This is a genomic window from Deinococcus roseus, from assembly GCF_014646895.1.
GTDB lineage: Bacteria > Deinococcota > Deinococci > Deinococcales > Deinococcaceae > Deinococcus_C > Deinococcus_C roseus.
On sequence record NZ_BMOD01000003.1, the window covers coordinates 277,969 to 300,444 of the forward strand.

General features: G+C 56.2%; 17 protein-coding genes. 3 read left to right on the plus strand and 14 right to left on the minus strand.

Features of this window, described 5'->3' with window-relative positions:
* Positions 1 to 22: 22 nt before the first annotated feature.
* The 5 genes from IEY52_RS06770 to IEY52_RS06790 form a co-directional block, all read right to left on the minus strand.
* Positions 23 to 595, minus strand: coding sequence for a PepSY-associated TM helix domain-containing protein (locus IEY52_RS06770; RefSeq protein WP_189001662.1), 573 nt, complete (start codon positions 593 to 595; stop codon positions 23 to 25).
* A gap of 52 nt (positions 596 to 647) precedes the next feature.
* On the minus strand, positions 648 to 1,241 hold the full coding sequence (locus IEY52_RS06775; protein ID WP_189001664.1) for a DUF2271 domain-containing protein: 594 nt from the start codon (positions 1,239 to 1,241) through the stop codon (positions 648 to 650).
* A gap of 48 nt (positions 1,242 to 1,289) precedes the next feature.
* Positions 1,290 to 2,297 (minus strand): FAD:protein FMN transferase, encoded by a 1,008-nt coding sequence (locus IEY52_RS06780; RefSeq protein ID WP_189001666.1) that lies wholly within the window; start codon positions 2,295 to 2,297, stop codon positions 1,290 to 1,292.
* Between the two features lie 95 nt (positions 2,298 to 2,392).
* Positions 2,393 to 3,706: a flotillin family protein gene (locus IEY52_RS06785; RefSeq protein ID WP_189001668.1), complete on the minus strand. Its 1,314-nt coding sequence runs from the start codon at positions 3,704 to 3,706 to the stop codon at positions 2,393 to 2,395.
* Between the two features lie 353 nt (positions 3,707 to 4,059).
* The gene (locus IEY52_RS06790; protein WP_189001671.1) at positions 4,060 to 5,694 is read right to left on the minus strand and encodes a GGDEF domain-containing protein; all 1,635 of its coding nucleotides are present in this window, start codon (positions 5,692 to 5,694) and stop codon (positions 4,060 to 4,062) included.
* Between the two features lie 383 nt (positions 5,695 to 6,077).
* Here IEY52_RS06790 and IEY52_RS06795 point away from each other — a divergent pair, with 383 nt between their 5' ends.
* Complete coding sequence (locus IEY52_RS06795) at positions 6,078 to 7,091, plus strand: endo-1,4-beta-xylanase (protein ID WP_189001673.1); 1,014 nt, start codon at positions 6,078 to 6,080, stop codon at positions 7,089 to 7,091.
* Between the two features lie 166 nt (positions 7,092 to 7,257).
* Positions 7,258 to 7,518: a cold-shock protein gene (locus IEY52_RS06800; protein ID WP_189001675.1), complete on the plus strand. Its 261-nt coding sequence runs from the start codon at positions 7,258 to 7,260 to the stop codon at positions 7,516 to 7,518.
* A gap of 78 nt (positions 7,519 to 7,596) precedes the next feature.
* Here IEY52_RS06800 and IEY52_RS06805 read toward each other — a convergent pair whose 3' ends face one another.
* From IEY52_RS06805 to IEY52_RS06830, 6 genes are all read right to left on the minus strand, one after another.
* Entirely contained in the window at positions 7,597 to 8,943 is a 1,347-nt protein-coding gene (locus IEY52_RS06805) for a GGDEF domain-containing protein (protein WP_189001677.1), read from the minus strand.
* Between the two features lie 294 nt (positions 8,944 to 9,237).
* Positions 9,238 to 10,764, minus strand: a complete 1,527-nt coding sequence (locus tag IEY52_RS06810) for an ATP-binding cassette domain-containing protein (RefSeq protein ID WP_189001679.1) — start codon at positions 10,762 to 10,764, stop codon at positions 9,238 to 9,240.
* A complete protein-coding gene (gene cydD / locus IEY52_RS06815; RefSeq protein WP_189001681.1) occupies positions 10,757 to 12,376 on the minus strand; it encodes a thiol reductant ABC exporter subunit CydD in 1,620 nt (539 codons plus the stop codon). The genes IEY52_RS06810 and cydD overlap by 8 nt, the downstream gene beginning before the upstream one ends.
* 3 nt (positions 12,377 to 12,379) lie before the next feature.
* Positions 12,380 to 13,399 carry a cytochrome d ubiquinol oxidase subunit II gene (cydB, locus tag IEY52_RS06820; RefSeq protein ID WP_229684663.1) on the minus strand — a complete coding sequence of 340 codons (1,020 nt, stop codon included), beginning with the start codon at positions 13,397 to 13,399 and terminating at the stop codon, positions 12,380 to 12,382.
* On the minus strand, positions 13,396 to 14,787 hold the full coding sequence (locus IEY52_RS06825) for a cytochrome ubiquinol oxidase subunit I (RefSeq protein WP_189001683.1): 1,392 nt from the start codon (positions 14,785 to 14,787) through the stop codon (positions 13,396 to 13,398). Before IEY52_RS06825 ends, cydB begins: the two co-directional genes overlap by 4 nt.
* A 255-nt stretch (positions 14,788 to 15,042) precedes the next feature.
* Positions 15,043 to 15,402, minus strand: coding sequence for a hypothetical protein (locus tag IEY52_RS06830; RefSeq protein WP_189001685.1), 360 nt, complete (start codon positions 15,400 to 15,402; stop codon positions 15,043 to 15,045).
* Positions 15,403 to 15,530: 128 nt separating this feature from the next.
* Here IEY52_RS06830 and IEY52_RS06835 point away from each other — a divergent pair, with 128 nt between their 5' ends.
* Positions 15,531 to 15,896, plus strand: coding sequence for a hypothetical protein (locus IEY52_RS06835; protein ID WP_189001686.1), 366 nt, complete (start codon positions 15,531 to 15,533; stop codon positions 15,894 to 15,896).
* Between the two features lie 1,180 nt (positions 15,897 to 17,076).
* Here the strand turns inward: IEY52_RS06835 and IEY52_RS06840 are convergent.
* From IEY52_RS06840 to IEY52_RS06850, 3 genes are all read right to left on the minus strand, one after another.
* A complete protein-coding gene (locus IEY52_RS06840) occupies positions 17,077 to 18,126 on the minus strand; it encodes an endo alpha-1,4 polygalactosaminidase (protein ID WP_189001688.1) in 1,050 nt (349 codons plus the stop codon).
* A 247-nt stretch (positions 18,127 to 18,373) separates the two neighbouring features.
* Entirely contained in the window at positions 18,374 to 20,797 is a 2,424-nt protein-coding gene (locus IEY52_RS06845; RefSeq protein WP_189001690.1) for an SBBP repeat-containing protein, read from the minus strand.
* Between the two features lie 370 nt (positions 20,798 to 21,167).
* Positions 21,168 to 22,466, minus strand: coding sequence for a Gfo/Idh/MocA family protein (locus IEY52_RS06850; RefSeq protein WP_189001692.1), 1,299 nt, complete (start codon positions 22,464 to 22,466; stop codon positions 21,168 to 21,170).
* Between the last annotated feature and the right edge of the window lie 10 nt (positions 22,467 to 22,476).

Consider the following 22,476-nt stretch of genomic DNA (forward strand, 5'->3'; position numbering starts at 1 on the left):
GCTTTTTCAGGCTGGCAGGTTTTCAGGAAGCCAGTTTCATCAGGATGAGCACCAGAGCGCCTCCTGCCACAGCTGTCATCAATCCTGCAGGACGCAGCTTCTTCAGGAAAATCAGCAACCCGAGCCCGGAGAGGGAGACCAGCACCAGAAAGCCTGCTGAAACATCAATCACCCATTTCCAGGCTGGACTGGTGTCCCTGCCCTTGTGCAGGTCATTGAGCACCGCCACTGCGCCCTGGGCATCAATGTTCAGGGTGTACTTGCCAGTGTCCATCTCGATGAAAGCATCAGCAGCGTAACCCGGCGCATGAAAACTCACCGAAGCCTGCTGGTCATCGCTCTGGTAATCCCCATCTGCCACACTGCCCTTGACCCCATTGGTGGCCCTCAGGTACTCCACCACCTTCAACCAGTTCACTTTCTGGTCGGCATTCCAGCCTGCAGGCAGGGTGCCTTTCACTTCAGAGCGGGTTTCCACGCTGCCAAACACCCAGTCGGGATGGTTCAGGGTGATCCCCGTGACCGAGAAAAACAGGATGATCAGCAAAGAAAACATCGAGATGTAGATGTGCAGCCAGCGAAACCAGCCATACATCCGCACCTTCAAAGGGCGGACTTTCTGGGCGGCTGCACCCTTTCTGGTGGGATTATTTTCTCTTGCGGAGCTCAATGGACACATCCTTCAGCTCACCATCGCTGCCGAGCGTTTCTTTGAGGGCTGCATCGCCCACCGTGACCTTCTTGCGCACCAGCTGGTAAGGGCCGTGTTCCCTGGATTCCTCCACACAGATGTAATACTCCCCCTGATCCACCAGGGCTTTCCTGTCGTTCTTGCCGTCCCAGACCACGGTGTATTTGCCTGCATTGCGGGTGGAACTGGACACAGTAGAAATCAAATCCCCGCCATCTTTGCCTGAGCGGGTGGTTTCATCCTGATACCAGCGCCTCAGTTCACGAACGTAGCGCAAACCCTTGCCAGAATTCTCAATCCACAGGCTGACGGTCCTGACCGGATAACCGCTGGCGTTCTCGATCCATACGGCCACATAAGGACGCTGGTAACGGCCTCCAGAAGTCTGCTGGATTTCAAAGTTGATGGCCATTTCCAGGTCGCTGTTGAACTTGCTGGTTTTGGCACCCTGAGCGAGAGCCAGACGACCCACCATCAGGGTGGCAGCAAAAGCACCTGTGCGGGTCAGGAAGGAACGGCGGGAAAGGTAACGGGATTTCTGATCACTCATGGGACCACCTCAAAGCTGGGAAAGAGAACAGGAGACGGAGGACGAAAGTTACGAGGAGAGGACATGGTCCTTCCAGAAGCGGTTGAAGTGAACGGTTTGCGGACCTTCAATGAGCAGGCACCCCACCCTGGGCAAACCATCTGCAAGGGCCAGGCTGTCCTGGATGGGCAGCACACTGAAGGCCGTGGCCAGCACATCGGCGGTGGCACTGTCATCGGCCAGAACGGACACCCCTGCAAGACGGGTGACGGGCAAACCTGTGCCAGGGTGAATCAGGTGCGAATGCCACTGGTCTCCCACCTGAAACCCCCGGTGAACGTGACCACTGGTGGCCAGACCCTGATTCTGGATCTGCAGGCAGGCAAAGGCAGGCAGGTTGTCTGCGCCAGAGCAGGGATTTGCAATGGACACCTGGATGGGTCTGCTGCCCTGGTGCCGCAGATCCCCGCCGATGTTGACCAGCAGTTCGCTGACTCCGGGAACCTCTGAAGCCCGTTTGCAGGCCAGATCCACAATGCGACCTTTGGCAAAGCCATTGAAGTTGAGTTGCAGCCTGGACAGCTTGCAGGCCTTCAGATCTCGAACCTCCCACAGGGGGCCAGAAAGTGCTTCCAGAACAGGCTGGAATTCTGTTTGCTCTGGAGGCCGCCCATTGAGGGCAGCGGCTTTCCAGAGCCCGGTGAGGGCGTCCACTCCGGGATGAAAGGCACGGTCTGTTTGCTCCATCCAGAACAGGCTTTCTTTCAAAAGCCAGTGCAGATCTGCAGAAACAGAATGCCACTCCTGATGGCTTTGCTGCCATTGGTTGAGTTCACTGCCCTGCAAAAACCGACTGAAAACCAGCTCCAGGCGGTCTATCTCTGCCAACAACAGGTGTTCTGCTGCACTGGCCTGTTCTGCAGTTTCGGCAAGCAGCTGTATTTCCAGCGAGGTGCCCAGCACCCCTTCAAAGTGCCTCACAAAATGCCTGCTGCTTGATGCTGGTTTTTTCCAGGACTTCAGCCAGCCTTTTTTCAGGCGTTGCAACACAGTCAGGTTTGAGGTTGTGGCAGACATGAATTCACCCCTGAAGCCGTTCTGGACTTCAGGGTGAAGTGTAAAGGGAGCCAGTTAAAAAGCGGTTACGGAAACATTTGCTTTTTCTTTGTGTTTCAGTCTGCAGCCGCCTGTACAGGTTTTTCGGGCAGGGGTTTTTCGGGCAGGGTCAGCATGGTGGTTTTCAGCGCAGAGAGCAGGTCCACACCGGTGGTGGTTTCCATCTGCTGCAAAAAGCCCAGGATGCCTCTGGGCAGGTTGTTCAGCACGGTATTGAACCCCTGTCCCTCTCCAGAATCAATCACGTTCAGTTTGTCAATTTTTACGTCACGCACGGCATCCGAAACGTCTTTGACCAGAGAAGGCATCATGTTGAGGATGAATGCCCGCTCTCCGGCCACCCCACCTTCCGCGAAGACCTCGATCAGCAAGCGGAAGGCTTCTGCTCTGGCCCTTCCTTCCTCAATGATGGGCGCTGCAGCAGCCTGGGCTTCCAGCAGACGGGCTTCCCGTTGCGCACGGGCCGGTGTGATCACATCTGCCTCCAGGCGCTTCTGGTTGGTCATGATGCGCTGGTGTTCCAGTTCCTGTTCTGCAATCACCCGTGCCCGTTCACCTGCCACTGCTGCCTCGTTCTCTTTGGACACCGCAATGGCATTCAGTTCTGCGGTGCGCACCCGCAGTTTGTTCTGTTCTTCAATGATGGCCTGCTGCGCCTGCGCCTGAGACACCTGGGAGCGCTGCTGTGCCCCCGCTTCCACCTGGGTGGCTTCTGCATTGCGCTCTGCCTCGGCAATGCGGGCTTCCCTCAGGACCTCAGCAGTGCGTTTGCGACCAATGGACTTCAGGTACCCGGCATCGTCTGAGACATTCTGGATCTTTAAGGTGTCCAGTTGCATGCCCAGTTTGTGCATGTCGTGCTCGGCCTCCTCGATCAGGGCTGCAGCAAAGCGCAAACGGTCCTCGTTGATTTCCTCGGGGGTCAGGGTGGCGATGATGCCACGCAAGTTTCCCTCCAAAGTGTCTTTGGTGATGTGGGTCAGCTGGCTCAGAGAGGTGTTGAGAAAGCGCTCGATGGCATTGGAAAGGAACGGTTCCTGGGCATTGATTTTGATGTTGGCCACAGCGTGCACGGTCAGGGGAATGCCCCCTTTGGAAAAAGCGTTCTGCACGGTCAGTTCCAGCGGAATGGTGCCCAGGTCCATCCAGCTGATCTGTTCCAGCACCGGAACCCGGAAAGCCCGCCCACCCCGGATCACCCGGTACCCGACGGTGTCTCCATCGTGCTGGGTGGTTTTGCGGCCCGACACCACCAGAACCCGGTTGGGCGGCACCACAATCACAAAGTTCTTGATGATGGAGACCAGAATCACGCTGGCCAGCACCACCACTCCAATCACCATCAGGGCTGTTGCATAAGTGAGATCCATGTTCTTCCCCTTTCGGTTTGCCTTTTTTGGCAATGAGAGACCCTGAAGCATAAAGCATGCTCCATTTGAAATTTGAGCTGGAAGTTGAAATTACGTTTGCTGCTGGATCAAAATTTACCGTCCTTTGCAAACACCTGAAAAACAAAAAAGAAGACCGATCATTGATCAGTCTCCGCCAAGCCCACATATGGAGGTGGGTCTCCGGGTTTCCCCTAACTTGGTCTTATTGTATAACCTGGGCCTTTTTTCGTAAAGGGGGTTTTTCAGAATGAGATGCCGGAGGAAATGCCATCAAGGTGTTTCATGTTGCTTTTTGCTCTTGGCTCTGTGCACTCGGCTCTCGGCCTTGTTGCTCACCCTCCAGAAATGGTCTGGTTGCGCCCCCGGGCTTTGGCTTCCAGCAAATGCATGTCTGCGTTGATGATCCATTTGTTGAGGTCTCCGGCCAGCGAAACCACCCCACCTGCCATCCCCACCGAGAAACTGATGTTGAAGCCCAGGCGGTCCTGGCTGAACAGCTTGAGTTTTTGCCGGATGCGGTTGAGGGTTCCAGCGGCCTGCTCTGGGGTGCAGTTGTACAGGAAGATCATGAATTCGTCTCCGCCCCAGCGGATCATTTCATCCTCGCCGCGCAGCTGTTTGCGCACCAGCGTGGCGGTGAGTTTCAGGGCTTTGTCTCCCACCTCATGGCCGTACTGGTCGTTGATTTTCTTGAAGTGGTCCAGGTCCAGCAAGCACAGGGTGACGGGTGCCCCCTGACGGCTGGACAGCCCTTCAAAGCGGTGGGTGATGCCCGTAATGGCCCGCTGGTTGCTGACCCCGGTGAGGGGATCCACAAAAAGCTGGGCCTGCATGGCGTGCTGTCTGGCAGCGTACTGGATCACGTATTTGGCTGCATTGACGGTGGCATTCAGGGCGTGCTGCTGGGGAGGCAAGACACTGAAGTAAAAGGTGATGCGGGTGCTGGGACGGCCTTCCATGTAGACTTTTTCTTCGCGGCTGAGCGGGCTGGTGTTGCCCATCAACACAGCATCCTGGCCATCGAGTTGCAGGCCGGTCAGCTCAGGCAGGATGTGCTGGATGTTCTGGAAGAGGCTGACCGCCAGATCTTCCATGCGCAGTTCCCGGTAAGGGGCTTCTCTGGTGTCCAGCATGGAAAGCAGGGCCGTGTTGAAGGTCTGGAATTGCTTCTGGGTGAGTTTCTGGTGGTTGCGCAGAGCCAGCAGCAGGGTGCCCACCCCCAGGAAGCCCAGGTAAAAAGACAGCAGGTTCATGTCCTGCTGCAAAGGCTGGCGTTGCAATTCCTGTTGCACCACCAGCAGCACAAAAGCCGATGCAGTGATGGGGGTGAGGCTGTCAGGATGCCGGGCTTCTTCCAGACGGATGCCGTAGGCAAAAGCAGCATAGAGCAGCGTAAAAGTCAGGAAGTGGTCTGGAACCACAGTGAAAATTTCGCTCAGGTCGGTGGCCAGCAGGGCAATCAGACCGCTCAGCCAGATGGAGCGTCCCAGAGAGGTGCGGCCTTCAATGAAAGCCTGAATGGCGGGCAGGGCCAGAACCAGCAGCAACAAATCCAGCAGCGGGTAAATGGCACCGTAAAGCTGGGCTTCCCGCTGGGTGATGGTCAGCAGCACCCCTCCCAGCAGCGGCAGAAAGAAGGTGAGGGCCAGTCCGGTGCGGGTGCGCTCTTTGAGTTGCAGCAGGTTCCAGGCCCACATCAGGTATCCCAGGGTGATCAGGCCGTGTCCCAGCAACTCCACCTGCAATTGAAAGCACACCTTGCCCATGATCCACAGCACCACCCCCACTTTGGCTCCGGCCCAGCTTGCAGTGGTGCGGGTCAGCAAGAAAGCCAGCAGTACGCCCATGAGGGGCAGCAGCCAGAGAGGATTCAGGTGGTTGGCAGGAAACAGCAAACCCAGCAGACCGATCAGGAACAGGCCGGACCATTTGAAATGCTGCAAGCGGTCTTGAGGGATTTTGAGCACATGACACCTCGGGTGAAGCCTGAGTGGGAAAACGGGAGATGTGCGGGTGCAGCGGCCTTTCCGTTTGAGTCAGCATAGAGGCAGAGGTGTTACGGCTTTCTGACAGCATCCTCATGCAGTGTTCAGAAAACGGGATTCAAAAAGGCCGGGTTCCCTTCCTGACAGGCCACAAACAGGCTCTTTTTTGGACCGGGTACTGAAAAGTTTTTCAAAAAAGAACTTCTTTGCGAAAAATTCTGTGTTGCTCGGAGGTTTGACAGACCAATTTTTTCAGAGCCCCACGTTGTTTTTTCCCTCTTGCATTTTTTTCAGAGGCCAAACATACTGAGGCAACACCCCTCAGCCAGTTGTTTTGCTTTCCTCGCCTCCAGAAAGGATTTTTCATGAAAAAACACCTCATGCTGCTGGCCCTGACCCTGGGTTCCTGTGCTTTCGCAGAAGGCCTCAAAGACCTGGCCCGCCCACACCAGTTGCACATCGGAGCCGCCATCGACCTGCGGTTCTTGCTGGACGACCCGGACTACACTGACATTCTGGAAAAGGATTTTGATGTGGTGGTGGCAGAGAACGCCATGAAGATGGACGCCACCGAACCCCAGCAGAATGAATTCAGTTTTGGTCTGGGTGACCTGCTGGCCCAGTATGCCGAAAAACACAACATGCTGCTGCGCGGTCACACCCTGCTGTGGCATGAACAGGTTCCCAGATGGATCACCGCAGGCACCTGGACGGCAGAACAGCTGGAAGCCATCATGAAAAACCACATCCAGACGGTGGCAGACCATTTTAAGGGCAGGGTTTTTGCCTGGGATGTGGTCAATGAAGCCATCTCAGACGCTGGCGGGATGCGGGACACCCTGTGGCGCAAAACCCTGGGGGATGACTTCATTGCACGGGCCTTCCAGTATGCCCACCAGGCAGATCCTGCAGCGAAACTCTTTTACAACGACTATTCCAGCGAGGCCCTGACCCGCAAATCGGACGATGTGTATGCCCTGGTGAAAAGCCTGAAAGAAAAAAATGTTCCTCTGGATGGGGTGGGCATGCAAATGCACCTGAACCTCAACAACCCGCCCAGCATGGCAGACATTGCCCAGAACATGAAGCGCCTGGCAGACCTGAATCTGGAGGTGCACATCACCGAATTTGATGTGCGTTCCGCTGGATTTCCTGGAACCGCCAAAGAGCGCAACGAGGCCATGGCGAAGCTGTATTCGGATGTGGTGACGGTGTGCCTGCAGGCCAGAAACTGCACGGCCTTCCTGACCTGGGGGGTCGCCGACAACCACACCTGGCTTCCTGGAGATGCCCCACTGCTCTATGACGGATTCTACAATCCCAAGCCTGCGTATTTTGCTGTGCAGGAAGCACTGAAACAGCCTGTTGCGCAGAAATGAAGGGCAACGCAAGCATTTTGACCGAAACCAGAAATTTGTAAGCAATGGTTCATTTGGCCTGCAGCCGATCAGCGATAATGTAACCACTTCCAAGTACGCAACAACGAAGGGCGCACAAGGTTTAAGATTGTGCGTCGCTTTTTCTTGGAAGGTAGAGGAGCAAAGTATGCCAGTAGGTCGAGTCAAGTGGTTTAACGCAGAAAAAGGATTTGGATTCATCGAGCACCCCGGTCACCCCGACGTGTTCGCCCATTACAGCGCCATTAAGAGCCAGGGCTTCCGCAAACTGAACGAAGGCGACGAAGTCGAATTCGAAGTTGAAGAAGGCCAGCGCGGCAAAGGCCCACAAGCCAAAAACATTGTGGTGACCAAAGCTGCCCCCGAAAGCGGCAACACCAGCCGTCCCCAGCGTCAAAGCCGCTGGTAAGCGACTTTAAAGACACACCCGGGCATTTGCCCGGGTTTTTGTTTTTTGCCTGCTTCTGTTTTTTGCCTGCCTCTGGGCTCATTTGCAGCTTTGCAGGTTCAGCAGGCGGCACACCGTGGCACACTGGCGCACAATTTCCAGCGCTGCCAGTCGGCTTTCTTCATTGAAGGCTCTGGGGCCTGCAAAATTGTCCAGGCTGAGGTGCCCATACACCTGTCCATCGTGGCAGATGGGTGCTGTGATGTTGCAGACGATCTCCCGAATGCGTCCTGCCGACGCGTAGCGGTCCACAGGGTGGCCCACCAGATCTGCGGCTTCTCTGGACTTCTGGGAAATCAGTTCTGCACCTCGAAAAATGCGTGGTGAACCCTTGCGCCAGTCTTCGGCGCTTTCCCCGTACCACACCTGCTGGGCTTGCTGTGTGAAGCTGAGGCCCAGAATCTGATCATCGAAGCCCAACTGGGCCACCCGCACAAAACCGGATTCTTCCCACAAATTCAGGCTGCCTGCCTGGGCACTGGGCACCATCTGGATGGCATATTCCAGCATTGATTGCCAGTAATGGACATCTGGAAGCTGCCCTGAACCCAGCAAATCCAGGGTGGCCTGCTGGCTTTGAAAAACCGCCCGACGGTTGACGGCATTGACCAGACGGGCATGGGGAACCGTCGGGTGTTTCTTGGCGTTCTTGTTCTCGTACATGCGTTCATCTGCCAGGTGCAGCAGCAGCTTGGGATCATGGGGGGATTCCTGGGGAAAGAAGGCCACCCCGGCGCTGAAATCGCACTCCGGGTACATGCGTTCACGCACCACGGCCCGCACCCCTTCCAGGCGTTTTTCCACAATGTGAATCTGGGAGGCCTCCAGGTCCTGCATGATCACCGCAAACTCATCCCCTCCGATGCGGAAGGGGGTGTCGCTGGTGCGCAGCTGTTCCTGCAGCACACTGGCAAAAGTCTGCAAAAAAGCGTCTCCCGCTTCATGACCATGGGTGTCGTTCATGTGTTTGAGGCCGTCCAGGTCCACCATGATCAGGGAAAACTGCCCCGGGCTCTGCACATGATGTTCCAGATGCTCTTCAAAAGCCCGACGGTTGAGCAGCCCTGTCAGGGGATCCCGGTAAGCGGCTTCCTGCAAAGCCAGCATGCGCTGGTGCTGCTCCCAGGGCAGACGGTTGCTGCGGGGAGGAAGCTGGGTGATGGCGCATCCCAGCAATCCTCCTGGAATGTGAACGAGGGTGAGCATCAATTCACGGTGCTGCTCTGCAGCATGAAAAGCCAGCATCACCGGTTCTCCTGGCTGGAAGGCTTCTGGCACCTGTACCCGTGTGCCCTGAAGGTCCTGGTGCGGCAGGTGTTTTTTCAGCAGGGCGCTGGCCCAGATCAGTTTTGCATTGTGGTCAATCAATCCATCCAGTGAAGCCATTGTTTCTCCAGTGTTCTTCAGTTGATCCCAGTTGAGCTCCGGTTTTTCACATTAATTATAAGCACATTGCCTGCATGCCCCGTGTGATGTGCAAGCTTGATGTGCAATGAAAAGCCCACCCGAAAAATCATGCACAATCTATACATGACTGCATTTTTCAGTGGAAGGGGAGGTTTCAGCTGAAACCTCCCCTTCCAAAAACACCAACCCCACATGAAAGCTTCTTGTTTTTCTGACAAATGCTTTAAATTCTGCGGTCATTTGCAGATCTGTGCTGCAAATGGGTTTGTGGGTTCATTTGAGGCTCTGTCTGGGAATCCAGTCCACCTTTTGCCAGTGGGATCCAAAAAGCTCAGGGTCATGGCTGATCACCAGCATGGCCCGGTTCCCTGCCGCCTGTTCGATGGTCTGAATGGTTTGCAGGGCAGAGCCAGGGTCCAGATGGGCAGTGGGTTCATCCAGCAGCAGAAAAGGAGCCTCACGCAGCAATGCCCTCAGCACCTGCAGCCTTGCCATTTCTCCTCCTGAGAGGTGCCGCCCAGTTTCGCCCAGCAGGGTGTCTGGCCTGAGGTCTGCAGGGAGATGCAGGGACTCAAGCAAAGCAGCATTCCAGCTTCCCAGGTTTTCTTGAACGGTGGCATCTTGCAGCTGGGGTTCCTGGGGAGACCAGCTGAACAGTTTTTCCCTGCCAGCAAGACCAGACAGGTCCTGATGGTCCAGCACAGCTTCGCCGGATGTCAGTTCACGGAAACCCAGCAGTTTTTCCAGCAGGGTGCTTTTGCCACACCCACTTGGCCCTGTCAGCATGATGCGACCTCCAGGTTGCAGGGTGAAGGTCTGGCCTTCTGACAATTTGACCTTCAGCACAGCCCCTGTGTGGTTCAGACCCGTGTTGTTCATAGAGGGTTGATCTGATGCACTGTGCTGTGGCCACTGGATCAGGGAAACCCTGACCTGCTCGGTGAGGCTGTTCAGGAAAGCCACCTGCAAATCGCTGGCAGCAACCACCCCCAGCCAGATCCCTGAGAGCCAGACCACAGGCAGATCTGAATGCAGCAATTGCAGCAACAGCAAACCCAGGGCTGTGCCCTGCATCACTTCCCGCACCAGCAGAGCAGAGGTTTGCAGCCCTCTGAGTTGACTTTCCAGTTTCTGGATGTTGTCTTCCAGAACACTGGTTTTCTGTGAGATGGGCAAATCCAGAAAACGCAATTCTGTGGCATGTTGCAACTGGGTGCGCAATTGCAGGCTGCGGGCATGTCTGGCCTCCTGCACTTGCTGCAAAAGGCGCTGCAGGAGAGGGCGAATCACCAGAGGCATCACCAGCAGCACGGCACCCGAAACCGCAAACCACACCAGGGCTGCTCCAGGCACCAGGCTCAGCAGCAGCAGACCCACCAGCAAGGTCACGGTCCAGGTGGTGAACTGGGGCACAGAAACCGTCAAAAACCGGTTCTGCAGGCTTTCGGTGTCCCGCTGAACGGTTTGCACGGCATCCAGACGGTCTGGACCCAGCAGGCGGTACGTGAAGTGCACAAGGTGCTGCTGCATGGCCTTTCTGCGGGTGCTTTCAATGCGCCCAAGGGTCACCTGATGGGAGAACAGCCGTTCCAGATAACGCAGCACAGCCCGTCCCAGACCAAAGAACCGCACGGTGGTGATGATGGGCATCAGGAGCAGCAAACTTTCAGGATGAAGGGCGGAACGGGACAACAGGTGCCCACTGCTGACCATCAATCCCACCCCGAAAAGGGCCATCAGGACATTGCACAGCACTGCAACCAGAGGCAACCAGGCTGGATAGGGCTTCGGGTCAGGCATGCTCTGCCTCTTTTGTGCCCAGAGACAGCACCTGTGCACCAGGAAAGTGCAGGGTCCTGCGGTGGGTGACCAGCACGGTGGTTTTGCCTGCCCTCAGGTGGTGCAGCACCGGGAGCAGGGCCTGTTCGGTGGCGTGGTCCAGGTGGGCGGTGGGTTCATCCAGCACCAGCAGGGTGGCCTCTTTTAAAAAAGCCCGTGAAAGGGCAAATCTGGCGCGTTCTCCAGCAGAGAGGTTCAGTGCTCCCTCGGAGAGCTGCAGGTCCAGACCCCCTCGGGTTTGCAGGGCTTCCCAAAGCAGGGTTTTTTGCAGGCTTTGCCTGAGTTGTGTCTCGCTGGCCTGCGGGTTTGCCGCCAGCAGGTTGTCCCTGACTGTGGCTGCCAGAAACACCGGATGCTGGGACACGTAAGCCACTTTTGTTTTCATCTCTGCTTCTGAGATGTGCTGAGCAGCATGCCCGGACAGTAAAACTTGCCCATCCTGCACTTCCCGCAAGCCCAGCAAGGCGGACAGCACCGTGCTCTTGCCAGAACCACTGGGACCGCAGATGTTGAGGAGGCCTCCTGCAGGCACCACGAGGGTCAGTCCCTTCAGGATCTGCTGGTTTCCCCTCTGCAAGCTCACTCCTTCCAGACGGATTTCTGGAGGGGTGTGCAGTGTGGCTGTGTGGGTCGGCTTTTTGGTGGGTTCTGGAGTGAGGGCGAGCACTTCTGGCAGCACTGCTTTTGCCTCCATGAAAGCGTGATGCTCGGTGCCCAGCTGGCGCAGACCCAGAAAATACTCAGGGGTCAGCAAAAGCACAAAAAGAGCCGTGAAGTAATCCATGCTGTTTTCTGAAAGCCGGATGCCCACCGCCACCGCCACCATTGCTGTGCCCAGCGTGGCCCCGAGTTCCAGCACAAAACCGGACAGAAAAGCCACCTTCAAGACCTGCAAGGTGCGAACACTGAGGATGCGGTTGGTTTCCTGCAAGGCGGTCAGGGTCTTTTGTTGCCGCTCAAAAGCCCTCAGGATCGGCGCAGTGCGCAGGGTGCGCACAAAAGCACTGCTGAGCAGGGTCAGGCTCTGGAATTGCTTTTCCTGCACCACCTGGGTGGCATACCCGATCAACACCATGAACACGATCAGCACAGGACCTGTCACCATCAGCAGCAGACCCGAAACCCAGTCCTGCGTGAACAGCACCATCAGCACCAGCCCGGACATCACAGGACTGCTGGCAACCACAGGCAAAAAGCGCCCATGGAATTTGCTCACCTGTTCCAGCCCATCATCCAGCACGCTGAGGGTTTTGCCCAGCACCTGCTGCTCCTGCAGATTGGCGTTCTGGTTCAGCTGGTTCTGGAGCAGTTCCTGCCTCCAGGTGGTTTTGATGTGCTGGGCCTGCACGAAAACCAGATGGTCCCTCAGGGCCTGCAGCGTTCCCCGCCCAATCCAGCTCAGGGACAGTCCCAGCAGCAAAGAACCCTGCACAGGAAGTTGTGTTAATGCCCTGCTGAGCACGGTTGCAGCCAGAAACCACAACCCCACCGTGAGCCCTCCCATCAGCACTGCAAAAAGTGCAGAGGTGAAGGCAATCTGTCGGGTTCCAGGCCGGGCCAGCAGGGGTTGCATGGCTCAGTACCCTCCGTCCAGGGCGTCTGCGGTGACCCGTTTGCGGAACACCCAGTAGGTGTAAATCTGGTATCCCAGCACCAGAGGCAGCAAGGTCAGGGCCACCACGCTCATCACTTTCAGGGTGTATGGGCTGCTGGAGGCGTTGTAAATGGTCAGGCTCAGGTCTTTTCCCAGCGTGCTGGGCATGATTTCGGGAAAGAGGCCTTCAAAGGCCACCACGGTGGCAAAAAGGATGGTGGCGCTCCCGGAGATGAAAGCCAGCTGGTCGTTCTTGATGCGCAGGGCAATGGGAATAAACAGGAAACTCAGCATGGCCAGCAAAGGCAGGGTGCCCGGAACCAGGCCCATCCCTTCAAACAGGTGGGTCTGGCTGCGGCCCAGCCAGGAGAAAATCAGGAGCAACATCCCAGCGGGGAACCAGAAACGCTCGGCGGTCCTGTGTGCCCGCAGGCGCAGAGGGTCGGTGGTTCTTAAGGACAGAAAGAGCGCACCGTGCAGAATGAACACCACCACCGCCACCAGCCCTCCCAGCAAAGCGTAAGGGTGAAAAATCACGTCCAGACCGCCCACCATGGTCTTGCTGGCATCAATGGGCAGGCCGCGCACGATGTTGGTGATGATCAGGCCCCACATGAAAGCAGGCAGGAAAGACCCTGCAAAAATCAGACCGTCACAGAGGTTTCTTTTAGCAGCACTGTGAACTTTGCCCCGGAATTCAATGCCAGCAATGCGGGCAATCAGACCCACCAGAATCAGGAACATCGGCAGGTAAAACCCGCTGAACAGGGTGGCGTACCAGTCGGGAAAGGCTGCAAACATGGCTCCCGCTGCTGTGATGATCCACACTTCGTTGGCATCCCAGAACGGCCCGATGGTGTTCAGGATCACCCGCTTTTCGGTGTCGTTTTTGCCCAGTATGGGCAGCAGCATCCCCACCCCGAAATCGAAGCCCTCCAGCAAGAAATACCCAGTGAACAGCACTGCAATCAGAACAAACCACAGGGTTTGCAGGTCCATCATTTCACCTCCGCAATCTGGGCAGAGACAGGGACTTTTGCATCCCTGGAATCCGCATCTTCCACTGGAACGGCCAGGGCATACCTTCTGAGCATCACAACATCCACCACTGCCAGCAATCCGTAAATCAGGGTGAACCCCAGCATGCTGATCCACACAAATGCGCTGCTGACGTTGGGGGAGACCCCATCCACGGTTTTTAAAAGGCCATACACCACCCAGGGTTGCCTGCCCATCTCGGTGACCACCCAGCCAGCACTGTTGGCAATGTAAGGGGCAAACAGCATGATCAGGCTGAAGGTCAGCAGCAGGCGGTTGTTCAGCAAGGTGCCCCTCCACCAGGACCACAGTCCCCAGAAACCCAGCAGGATGAACCCCATCCCCAGACCCACCATGATGCGGAAAGCCCAGTACAGCACGGCCACAGGAGGAATGTAGTTTCCAGGACCATATTTGGCTTCCAGGGCTTTTTGCAGTTCCTCAATGCCCTTGACCTCTCCGGTGGTGTTGTTGTGGGCCAGCACGCTCAGCAAGAGGGGCAGCCTGATTTCCCGGAAAGATTCCCCTTTCTGCTGGTCGATGATGGCAAACAGAGAAAAGCTGGCAGGTTCCTCGGTTTTCCAGAGGGCTTCCATGGCGGCCAGTTTCATGGGCTGGTTTTCTGCCACGTGCTGGGCCTGCTTGTGTCCGGTGGTGGCAGCCATCACAGCAAACACCGTGGTGAAAATCAGGGCCAGTTGGAAAGACTTCTGAAAAAACTCTGGCCGGTTCTTTTTCAGCATGTGGTAAGCGCTGATGCCCAGCACAAACAGCCCTCCGGTGATGTACCCACCCACCAGGGTGTGGGGAATCTGGCTCTGCACCTGCTCGCTCATCACCACCGCGAAAATGTCTGTCAGCACAGGTTTACCGTTCTGAAGGGCATATCCCACGGGCATCTGCATCCAGGCGTTGGCCACCAGAACCCAGATGGCGGACAGGGTGGACCCCAGCGCCACCAGCCAGATGCTGGCAAGGTGCACCCATTTCGGGAGCCTGCCCCAGCCAAAAATCCACAAGCCCAGAAAAGTGGATTCCAGAAAGAAGGCCATCAGGGCTTCAATGGCCAGCGGAATCCCGAAGATGTCTCCGACAAAGCGGGAGTATTCGCTCCAGTTCATGCCGAACTGAAATTCCTGCACAATGCCTGTGGCCACACCCAGTGCAAAATTGATGACGAAAAGTTTCCCGAAAAATTTGGCGAGGTCTTTATAGGCGGTGTTCTCTGTGCGGTAATAAATGCTGTGAAAAATCGCAACCATGAAAGAAAGCCCCAGGGTGAGCGGCACAAACAGAAAGTGGTACAGGGTGGTGATTCCAAATTGCCAGCGGGAAAGCAGCAATGCATCCATGCCTTCATTTAAAAGCATGCAGCTGATTTGTCACAGGGGCTCCTGTCCCATTCTGGAGTGGAATCCAATGTTGCAATTCATGCAGATCTTAAGGACATCTGTCCTGAAAATAAGAGTTTGAGCTGTGGCTTGAAGAAATGAACTGTAATTTGCCGGTAATGCCTGATGCGTTCTGCTGCAATCATCTGGGAGCAACCATGACAAAACCGGACCAGCAAAAGCATGGTCCGGTCTGAAATCTTGAGGGTCAACAGGTCAGACGCGCACTTCGCTGCCCAGGGCTTTGAGTTTGTAGCGGGCCAGCGCCAGGTTGGCGCGGTCTTTTTGCAGCACCAGATACAGGAACAGCGGGGTGCCTGGAATCAGATAAATGATGTGGTACTGGTTGTCCAGGGTGATCAGGATGTCCTCGATGCCACCTTTGATGCCCAGTGATTCCATGGTGCGCATCTTGGCCCGCACCACGTCGGTGTTGCCTGCGGCGGCGAGTTCCAGGTTGATTCCTGACCCCTTCATGCCCAGGGCCATGCCGCTCTGGTAATCCACGAGTGCTGCTGCTGTAGAACCATCGATGGTGTTGAGGGCGGCGTCTATGGTTTCGTTGATGGTGGACATGTCAAAGACCTCACTTTCCTGAACTGGTACAGAGGGCTGGATGGGCTGCTGCGCTTCGGGAGAGGGTGTGGCTTCGGTGGGAACTTCGGGCGTTGCGGTCAGTGTGGAACTGGGGGTTGCTGGTTCTGATGCTTCTGGTTCTGGAGGCTCAGCAGCCTCAGGTTCTGCAGGCTGTGCACCGACAGGTTCAGGTGCTGGTGGTTCAGGCGCAGCAGTCACAGGATCAGGCGCTGGAGCCTCTTGAAGGACTGTGGATGCCGTTTGAGGTGTGGCTTCTGCCACTGGAGCAGCAGGAGGTGCCGGAGAAACCTGAGGGCTTTGCGGAGAAGAATTGTTGCGGTAATACAGAGAATCCAGATTGGGATGCTGGGACCTGTGCAGCAGCTCGGATTGTTCGTATTGCTCATGTTGATGTGCCAGAGCTTCTGCAGTGCTGGAAGCATCATCTGCAGGGTGGTCTGTGTCTTTTCGGTGCTGGTTTCGGTTGCGTCTGAAGAACAAAATGGCCGTCTCCTTTTGCTCGATTTCAGGTGGAACGCTTGAGTGAGACCACTGAAAATGGAGAATGTCTGACTTGACTGCAAAGGAGAAGTTTTGTTTGAAGACCCTGACTGCCATTCAAACAAAGGTGGTTTGGCTTGGGATGGTCAATTGCTGCCGATCTTTCCGTTCTGGTCGGCGACGCTGTCATGCTGGTGAGAACCACGTTAACTATAGCACACCTGTCTGTAATATGTTTTGCAAATGCACATCATAGAAAGAGGGGTTTCACCTATTGACTTAAGTTGTTGCTGATTGGCAATCGAATGGATTAAATCATATGGAAAAGTGACTTTTTGCCTTTAAAAGTACAGCACAAGGCAAGATCTGACCAGAGGAAGAAAAATCGTTACACTTCTGGAAAAATTGTGCTGCAGGCCACAGGGATGGGGTGTTCAGGAGTGGAAAAATCCTGCAATGAAAAACAGCATGCAAGCTGCAGCCAGCACGGTCATGGATCTTGTTCCTGGAGGGTTGCCCTGATTGTATTCCCACACAAATTGAACCCACCCGTGGGTCTGGGTGGGTCAGGAGGAATGTGGAGAAAAAGATGCCTTTCACTGGACATCTCTTTTTGTTGTCTTACTTTACCTGCAAAACCCTGACGGAACTCTTAAACTTAGGGTTTATTTTACACAAACCCCCTGTTGATTTGGTATGGGATCAAAAGAGGACTTCCGGAACAAAGCTTGTTTCAGGCTGAATTGTGTGAAATTTCACCAGCGAATTGTTTTCCAGAACACCAGGATTTTTCTATCTTCAGAACCCACAGGAAATGAACATAGAGGGCTTTTAACCTGATCTCAGGTCTGAGCAAGACCGGAATCTGGAGGTTCACCATGAAAAAGAAAATCGTGCCCCTGCTCTTTTTGGCCGCCCTTTTCGGCAGTCAAGCCCTCGCCAGTTACCAGTCCTGGGCTGGTGGCGTTCCCGGACATTAAAAGGAAGCCCATGAAAAACAAAATCATTTCCATGCTGTTCCTTGCCGCCCTTTTTGGCAGCCAGGCCCTGGCTGGATCCCAGTCCTGGGCTGGCGGTGTTCCCGGACACTGAACCAGCCATTGAACCACTCCACAGCAAAAGCAAAAAAGAAACAGAGCCAGCAAACGCTGGCTCTGTTTCTTTTCACTCAAGTCACCAGGACCCAAACGCGCAAGTCGTTGGATTGGCGTTGGCATCTGGCGATCCTCCGTTGTCGTACTTTGACCCGGAGACATTAAGGTGCAGGGCCGCAGCCACCTGTAAACGGGTGCGGATGTCGCTGCTGCTGTACTTTGCGCTCTGGTAGGTGCTGCAATTGGACACCAGGTACTGCCGCACAAAGATGGGCTTGTTCAGGTCCTTGAAGGGTTTCATCTCCCCACATTCCTGATACTGGAAGCATTCTTCGTTGATGATCCCATCGAAGACTTTTGCCAGACCCACCTTGCCAGAGGGCACATCTGCAGCACCATCGGCAATCTGTCCGAGGTCGTTTTTCTGCAGGATCTTCATGCCCAGATTGTGCGCAGTGCTGGCCAGCCAGACGTTGTAGTTGTACTGGTCGGTGCTGGAAATGCCTGAAACATTGGCATAAGCATCGATGTTGTCCGGTTCGATGGCCTCACAGCCCAGGGTTTTGACCCGCTGCATGTGCTCGGTCATGATGCGCCTGAGCAGGATGTGTTCTGCAGTGTTGCTGCTGGCCGTGAAACCAGCCAGCTTGTACACATACTCATCCCAGCCCGGAAGCTGACTGCCTGCCAGCTTCTTGAAGGTCAGCTGGTCTCCGATCATCTGCCGGGTCTGGCCGCCATAGGTGTAACTGGTTTTTCCTGCTTTGATGGCCGTGGCAACAGCCTGTGCTTCTGCCACACTGCCCGAACCATTGGTCAGCACCTTGTTGATGTTCAGTCGGGTGAAATTGTCATATTCCCAGGTGCCAGCACTGAAGTAGCACAGCACCGCTCTGGAGGCATTGTGCAAACTGGTGACGCTGCTGGGGGTGGCGTTCCAGGCGTCCTGACTGACCACCTGAGAAACAGAACTGGTGAGCACCTGGGCAATGCGGTAATCCCAGGTTCTGGGCACCTGAGGCGAGGCGAAGATGTTGGGAACGGCCTGCTCAGAAATGGAAGTCTGGGAGAGGGTCTGGGAACAGGCCACCATGGTCACGCTGAAGGTCAGAAGGGCCATTTTTTTCATGATGTCTCCTTGAAGAATGCCGAGGGCGCAGGGCCGAGGGCCGAGAGCGAAAGATGCCAAAGCAAGTGCATGCCTGAAACATGTTCTGAGGGTCTGAAAACCCTCGTTTTACAGATTGATCGCTGAAGTCAACCACAACCTGGTTTCTGCCCTCGGCCCTCGGCTCTCGGCCCTGAGCGGGGCGCAAGCCCATGTCCTGTGCAAATCAGGGGGCCGAACACGGCCCCCTGATGATCCGCGCCCCTGATTAAAGCGGGTTCGAGACTGCAATTCCCAGCGTATATTGCGTGGATTGGTTCAGGATGAGGTTGGGGGTGCTGGAGGGGGTGCCAGAGACGGCGGGGAACCTCACCACACTGCCTGCTCCAGTACCTGCGCTGTTGGTGGAGTTGACCACCCACAGGTTGCCGAGCACATCCACATCCACATCGAAGGGGCTGTAGAGGTTGCTGGTGTAGGTGCTCAGGATGCGGGAATCTGCATTGGCGGTGTATGGGCTGAGGGTCAGGCTGGTGGTGCTGAGTTTCACGGCCTTGCTGCTGCTTCCAGTGTTGCCCACCACATACAGGTTGCCCTGCCCGTCAAAGGTCAGGCCTTTGGGGTTCAGTCCGGTCAGTTGCCAGACCAGATCGGGGGCAGCTCCGTTGGAGGTCAGGGGCGTGGCAAACATGGTGACCAGGCCGTAGGTGGTGGTGACCCACAGGCGGTTCTGGCTGTCCACAGCGGCACGGAAAGGGTAACCGTAGGTGCTGGCTGGGAAGTTGAAGCCTGAAGTCTCGGTGGTGGCGTTGCTGGCAAAGCGGCTGATTCTGGGGGTGCCGCGCACTGCGCCAGACCAGTCCAGGGCACTGCTGACCACCCAGAGGTTGCCCACGCTGTCCAGGGCGGCACTGGTGGGGTAATTCAGTCCAGTCAGGGTTTGCAGGGGTTCACTGAGGCTGTAAGGCGCGTATTTCAGGACGCGCCCTGCAGGTTGGGGCGCGGCAGGATTGCCCACGTTTTCCACCACGAACTGCGTGCCATCTGCAGCCACTGCGATGTCGTAGGGCTGGGAAATGCTGGAGGCCTTGCGGTTTTCCGTGCTGGTGCTGGTCAGGGTGCTCTGGGAATCGTAAGCAGCCACGGTTCCGTTGCCAGCATTGGCGATCCAGACGCTTTCTCCATTGACATTGACCACATTGAGCCTGAGATCATAACGCATGCTGTTTCCGGCACTGGTGGCAATCACGGGCACAATGTAGGTCTTTAAAGCCGTGGTGCTGGCAACATTCAGGGTCAGGCCCACCTGGGTGGTGGGGCCAGGGGTGACCTGGGTGCTGGTGAAGCTTCCAGTGACGCCAGCAGGCAATTTGCCCAGCCGCAGGGAAACCGGGCTGGTGTAGCCGTTCACGGCCCCGACGTTCAGGGTGGTGCTGGTGGAGGTTCCGGGTTTTGCGCTCACCACACGGGGCTGGAAGACCACAGAGAAGTCACTGGCGGTGGTGTAGGTGTAGTTGGCGCAACCTGTGTAGGCCCGGATCTGTGCCGTGCTGTTGGGGAAGGTGTAGAGCTTCTGGAAGTAAGCATCAGAGTAGGCAGGAATCCAGCCGTGGGAACGGGAAACCTCGTAGGACAGGCAGGCCAGATCGGTGCGGTCTGAAGTGGCAAAATCCTGCGCGAAAACCACGCCCCCTCTGTTCTTGTAGGCATCTGCATGCTGGTCCCGGTTGATGCGGTAGTTCTGGTCTGCCGTGCGCTGGGGTTCGGGGGTCATGGCGTAGTAAGAGGTCCAGCTCAGGTAGTTGGCCCCGTTCAGGGTGGGGTTGGTGGGGTTGCCCGATGGGGGCAGGTAGCGGGTGGTGGCCACCTCGTGCATCACACCGTCGATGTAACCCTCGGTGCCGTCTCCGCTGTTTTCGCTGTCCAGCACCAGGTCAAAACCACCGTTTTGCACCAGAATGCCGCCGGGATAGGCTTCCCTGAGCGCCTTGATGGTGGCGATGTAACCGGCCCGCATCTGGGCGTAGGTGGGACGGCCTGCATACAGGATCAGACCCTCGTTTTCAAATTGAACGCTGGGGGTGCCGGTTCCAAAAAATTCGGCATCGTCTGCGGTGTCCAGGAAAAGACCATCAAACTGCCTGCCCCACAGGTACTGCGCCTGAGACACCAGGAAAGCACGGGCTGCAGAATTGCTGAGGTCCAGCATGGGGGCCTGGAAGCTCTTGTTGAGGCCCACCACCCAGGACTGGGGAATCACGGGGGTTCCGGTGATGGTGTGGTTGTTGGGATCGCTGTTGCTCCATCCCAGCAGTTCCCAGCCGTATTTGGGCTGGCCATTGATGTAGTAGGTGTTGTAAATCCCGATCTCGCCAATGGACAGGTAAGAAATGGCGTAACCGATGGTCTGCAATGCCTGGATTTGCTCGTTGCTGACGGCATTGGGCTGCACAAAGGAGATGTCCCGTTTTTGCAGTTCGTCCAGGTCTGCGCTGGTGGGGGTGGCATAGAACGTGGCGTAGTTCAGCACTTTCAGGTTGCCCTGGGCATCTTTCAGGCGGGAGGGGGCTTTGGTGGCCACCTGTTTCTGGACTTTCGCCTGGGGGGTGCTGGAAGAGACTTGTGGCGCAGATCCACAGGCAGCGAGCAGACCAAGGCTGACGAGCAGGGTGAATGTTTGGATGGACTTCACGTGACAATACCTCCAGATGCCTGTCCTGTTGGGATCAGGCGGCTTTGATGCTTGTGAATCTCTCAGGTGATGCAAAGGGCAATGGTGGGGGAACTGACCTGAGGTTAGCACTGTTGGCGATCATAGTCAATCATATCTGTGAACTATTTTGATCAAGTATAACGGTATCCATGATTAAAGATGCGGGAATGCTGTGAGAGGGAGTGGGCGTTTGAGGGCACTAGGGGTAAGATCCCCCTGCCTTTCGCTGACGCCTCAAGGCGGTCCCCCGTCAGTGTTGGGGGATGGGTGCCAGACAAGAAACAATCCCCCTTCGTTAAGGGGGACAGTGCAAGCGAAGCGAGCACAGGGGGATCTAAGCGCAAGAAATCTAAACCTGCAGTGCCCTCACCGCAGCCCGCTCCCGGAATTCTTCCATGTTCACCATGCTTCTCTGGTTGCGGGCCTCTTCAATGGCGAAGGCCAGGTACTGGCTTTCCAGGTACTGGCTGGTGGGTTCGATGGTCCCGTTCTGGACGGCCTGCACGAAAGCCTGACAGACCCCATCGTCGCCGCCGCCGTGACCCATGCCTGCAGTGCCACTGGGGGCCTGAATGGGGATCTGGTGCCCTCCAGTCAGGTAGGAGGTCTCGAAGGTGTGGGGTTCCAGCCAGATTTCCTGTTTGCGGTCTGTGAACACCGCCCTGAGCGTCGCTTTTGTGCCGTCAATTCGCACGTAACGGCCCTCTTCGCCAGAGTGTCCATGCATGGCCAGGGTGCCTGAGCCTCCACCAGCGAGTTCAAACATCACCACCTGGTGGTCCACCACATCGTTGTCAGACTGGTACACACAGACCCCATAAGGGCCTTCCTGCAGGGCTTTGATGCGGCCATCGAGCGACATGTCTGTGCTGATCACATTGACGGGCCAGCTCACATACTCGGTCAGGTAGATTTTGGCAGCATGGAAAGCGCAGGTTTCTGCAGCAGGACAGCCATCCAGACAGCGCTTCGGGGCACCTTCGGGTTTGTTCTCTTCCCTGAAGTGCAGCAAAGAACCAAAACTGGACAGGTGCTTGATGCGTTTGGGCAGAATCCAGGAGAGCTGGTCTAGGTCGTGGGAGCATTTCGCCAGGATCATCGGGCTGGATTTCTCGGTGTTGGACCAGTTGCCCCGCACAAAAGAATGGGAATAGTGAATGGAGGAGACGTTCTCGGACCACTCGAAGTGGGTCACCTCGCCAAGTTGACCAGACTGCACCACATCATGAATCGTGGAGAAAAACGGGGTGTACCTGAGCACATAAGCCAGCATCAGGACCTTGCCAGAAGCCTCTGCAGCCTCTGCAATGCGAACGGCTCCAGAAAGGTTGTTGGTGATGGGCTTTTCCAGAAGCTGATGGTATCCCTTCTGCATGACTCTGGTGGCGCTCTCCTCATGCAGGTGGTCTGGAAGGGCATTCACCACCGCCTGGATGGGCAAATTGGCGTTCAGGGCATCCTGCCAGTTTGCGAAAGCATGATTCAAAGGAATCCCGTGCTCTTCCATCATGCGCTGGCGTTTGCCAGGATCAGGGTCTGCCACAGCAACGAATTTGAGGCTTTCTGGATGCTCCAGCGCCCAGCGGGCAAACACGTCGTAACCGCGGCTGCCTGCGCCTAGAAGTAGGGCCTGAATGGGTTCGGTCATGGTGGGTACC

Excerpts from the sequence above, each read along its gene's own strand:
- IEY52_RS06785 (WP_189001668.1), bottom strand. The coding sequence starts at position 3,706 with ATGGATCTCACTTATGCAACAGCCCTGATGGTGATTGGAGTGGTGGTG.
- IEY52_RS06840 (WP_189001688.1), bottom strand. The coding sequence starts at position 18,126 with ATGAAAAAAATGGCCCTTCTGACCTTCAGCGTGACCATGGTGGCCTGT.
- IEY52_RS06830 (WP_189001685.1), bottom strand. The coding sequence starts at position 15,402 with ATGTCCACCATCAACGAAACCATAGACGCCGCCCTCAACACCATCGAT.
- IEY52_RS06775 (WP_189001664.1), bottom strand. The coding sequence starts at position 1,241 with ATGAGTGATCAGAAATCCCGTTACCTTTCCCGCCGTTCCTTCCTGACC.
- IEY52_RS06795 (WP_189001673.1), top strand. The coding sequence starts at position 6,078 with ATGAAAAAACACCTCATGCTGCTGGCCCTGACCCTGGGTTCCTGTGCT.
- IEY52_RS06800 (WP_189001675.1), top strand. The coding sequence starts at position 7,258 with ATGCCAGTAGGTCGAGTCAAGTGGTTTAACGCAGAAAAAGGATTTGGA.
- IEY52_RS06835 (WP_189001686.1), top strand. The coding sequence starts at position 15,531 with ATGCTTCTGGTTCTGGAGGCTCAGCAGCCTCAGGTTCTGCAGGCTGTG.
- IEY52_RS06825 (WP_189001683.1), bottom strand. The coding sequence starts at position 14,787 with ATGGATGCATTGCTGCTTTCCCGCTGGCAATTTGGAATCACCACCCTG.
- IEY52_RS06850 (WP_189001692.1), bottom strand. The coding sequence starts at position 22,466 with ATGACCGAACCCATTCAGGCCCTACTTCTAGGCGCAGGCAGCCGCGGT.
- IEY52_RS06810 (WP_189001679.1), bottom strand. The coding sequence starts at position 10,764 with ATGCCTGACCCGAAGCCCTATCCAGCCTGGTTGCCTCTGGTTGCAGTG.
- IEY52_RS06770 (WP_189001662.1), bottom strand. The coding sequence starts at position 595 with ATGTATGGCTGGTTTCGCTGGCTGCACATCTACATCTCGATGTTTTCT.
- cydB (WP_229684663.1), bottom strand. The coding sequence starts at position 13,399 with ATGATGGACCTGCAAACCCTGTGGTTTGTTCTGATTGCAGTGCTGTTC.
- IEY52_RS06805 (WP_189001677.1), bottom strand. The coding sequence starts at position 8,943 with ATGGCTTCACTGGATGGATTGATTGACCACAATGCAAAACTGATCTGG.
- IEY52_RS06780 (WP_189001666.1), bottom strand. The coding sequence starts at position 2,297 with ATGTCTGCCACAACCTCAAACCTGACTGTGTTGCAACGCCTGAAAAAA.
- cydD (WP_189001681.1), bottom strand. The coding sequence starts at position 12,376 with ATGCAACCCCTGCTGGCCCGGCCTGGAACCCGACAGATTGCCTTCACC.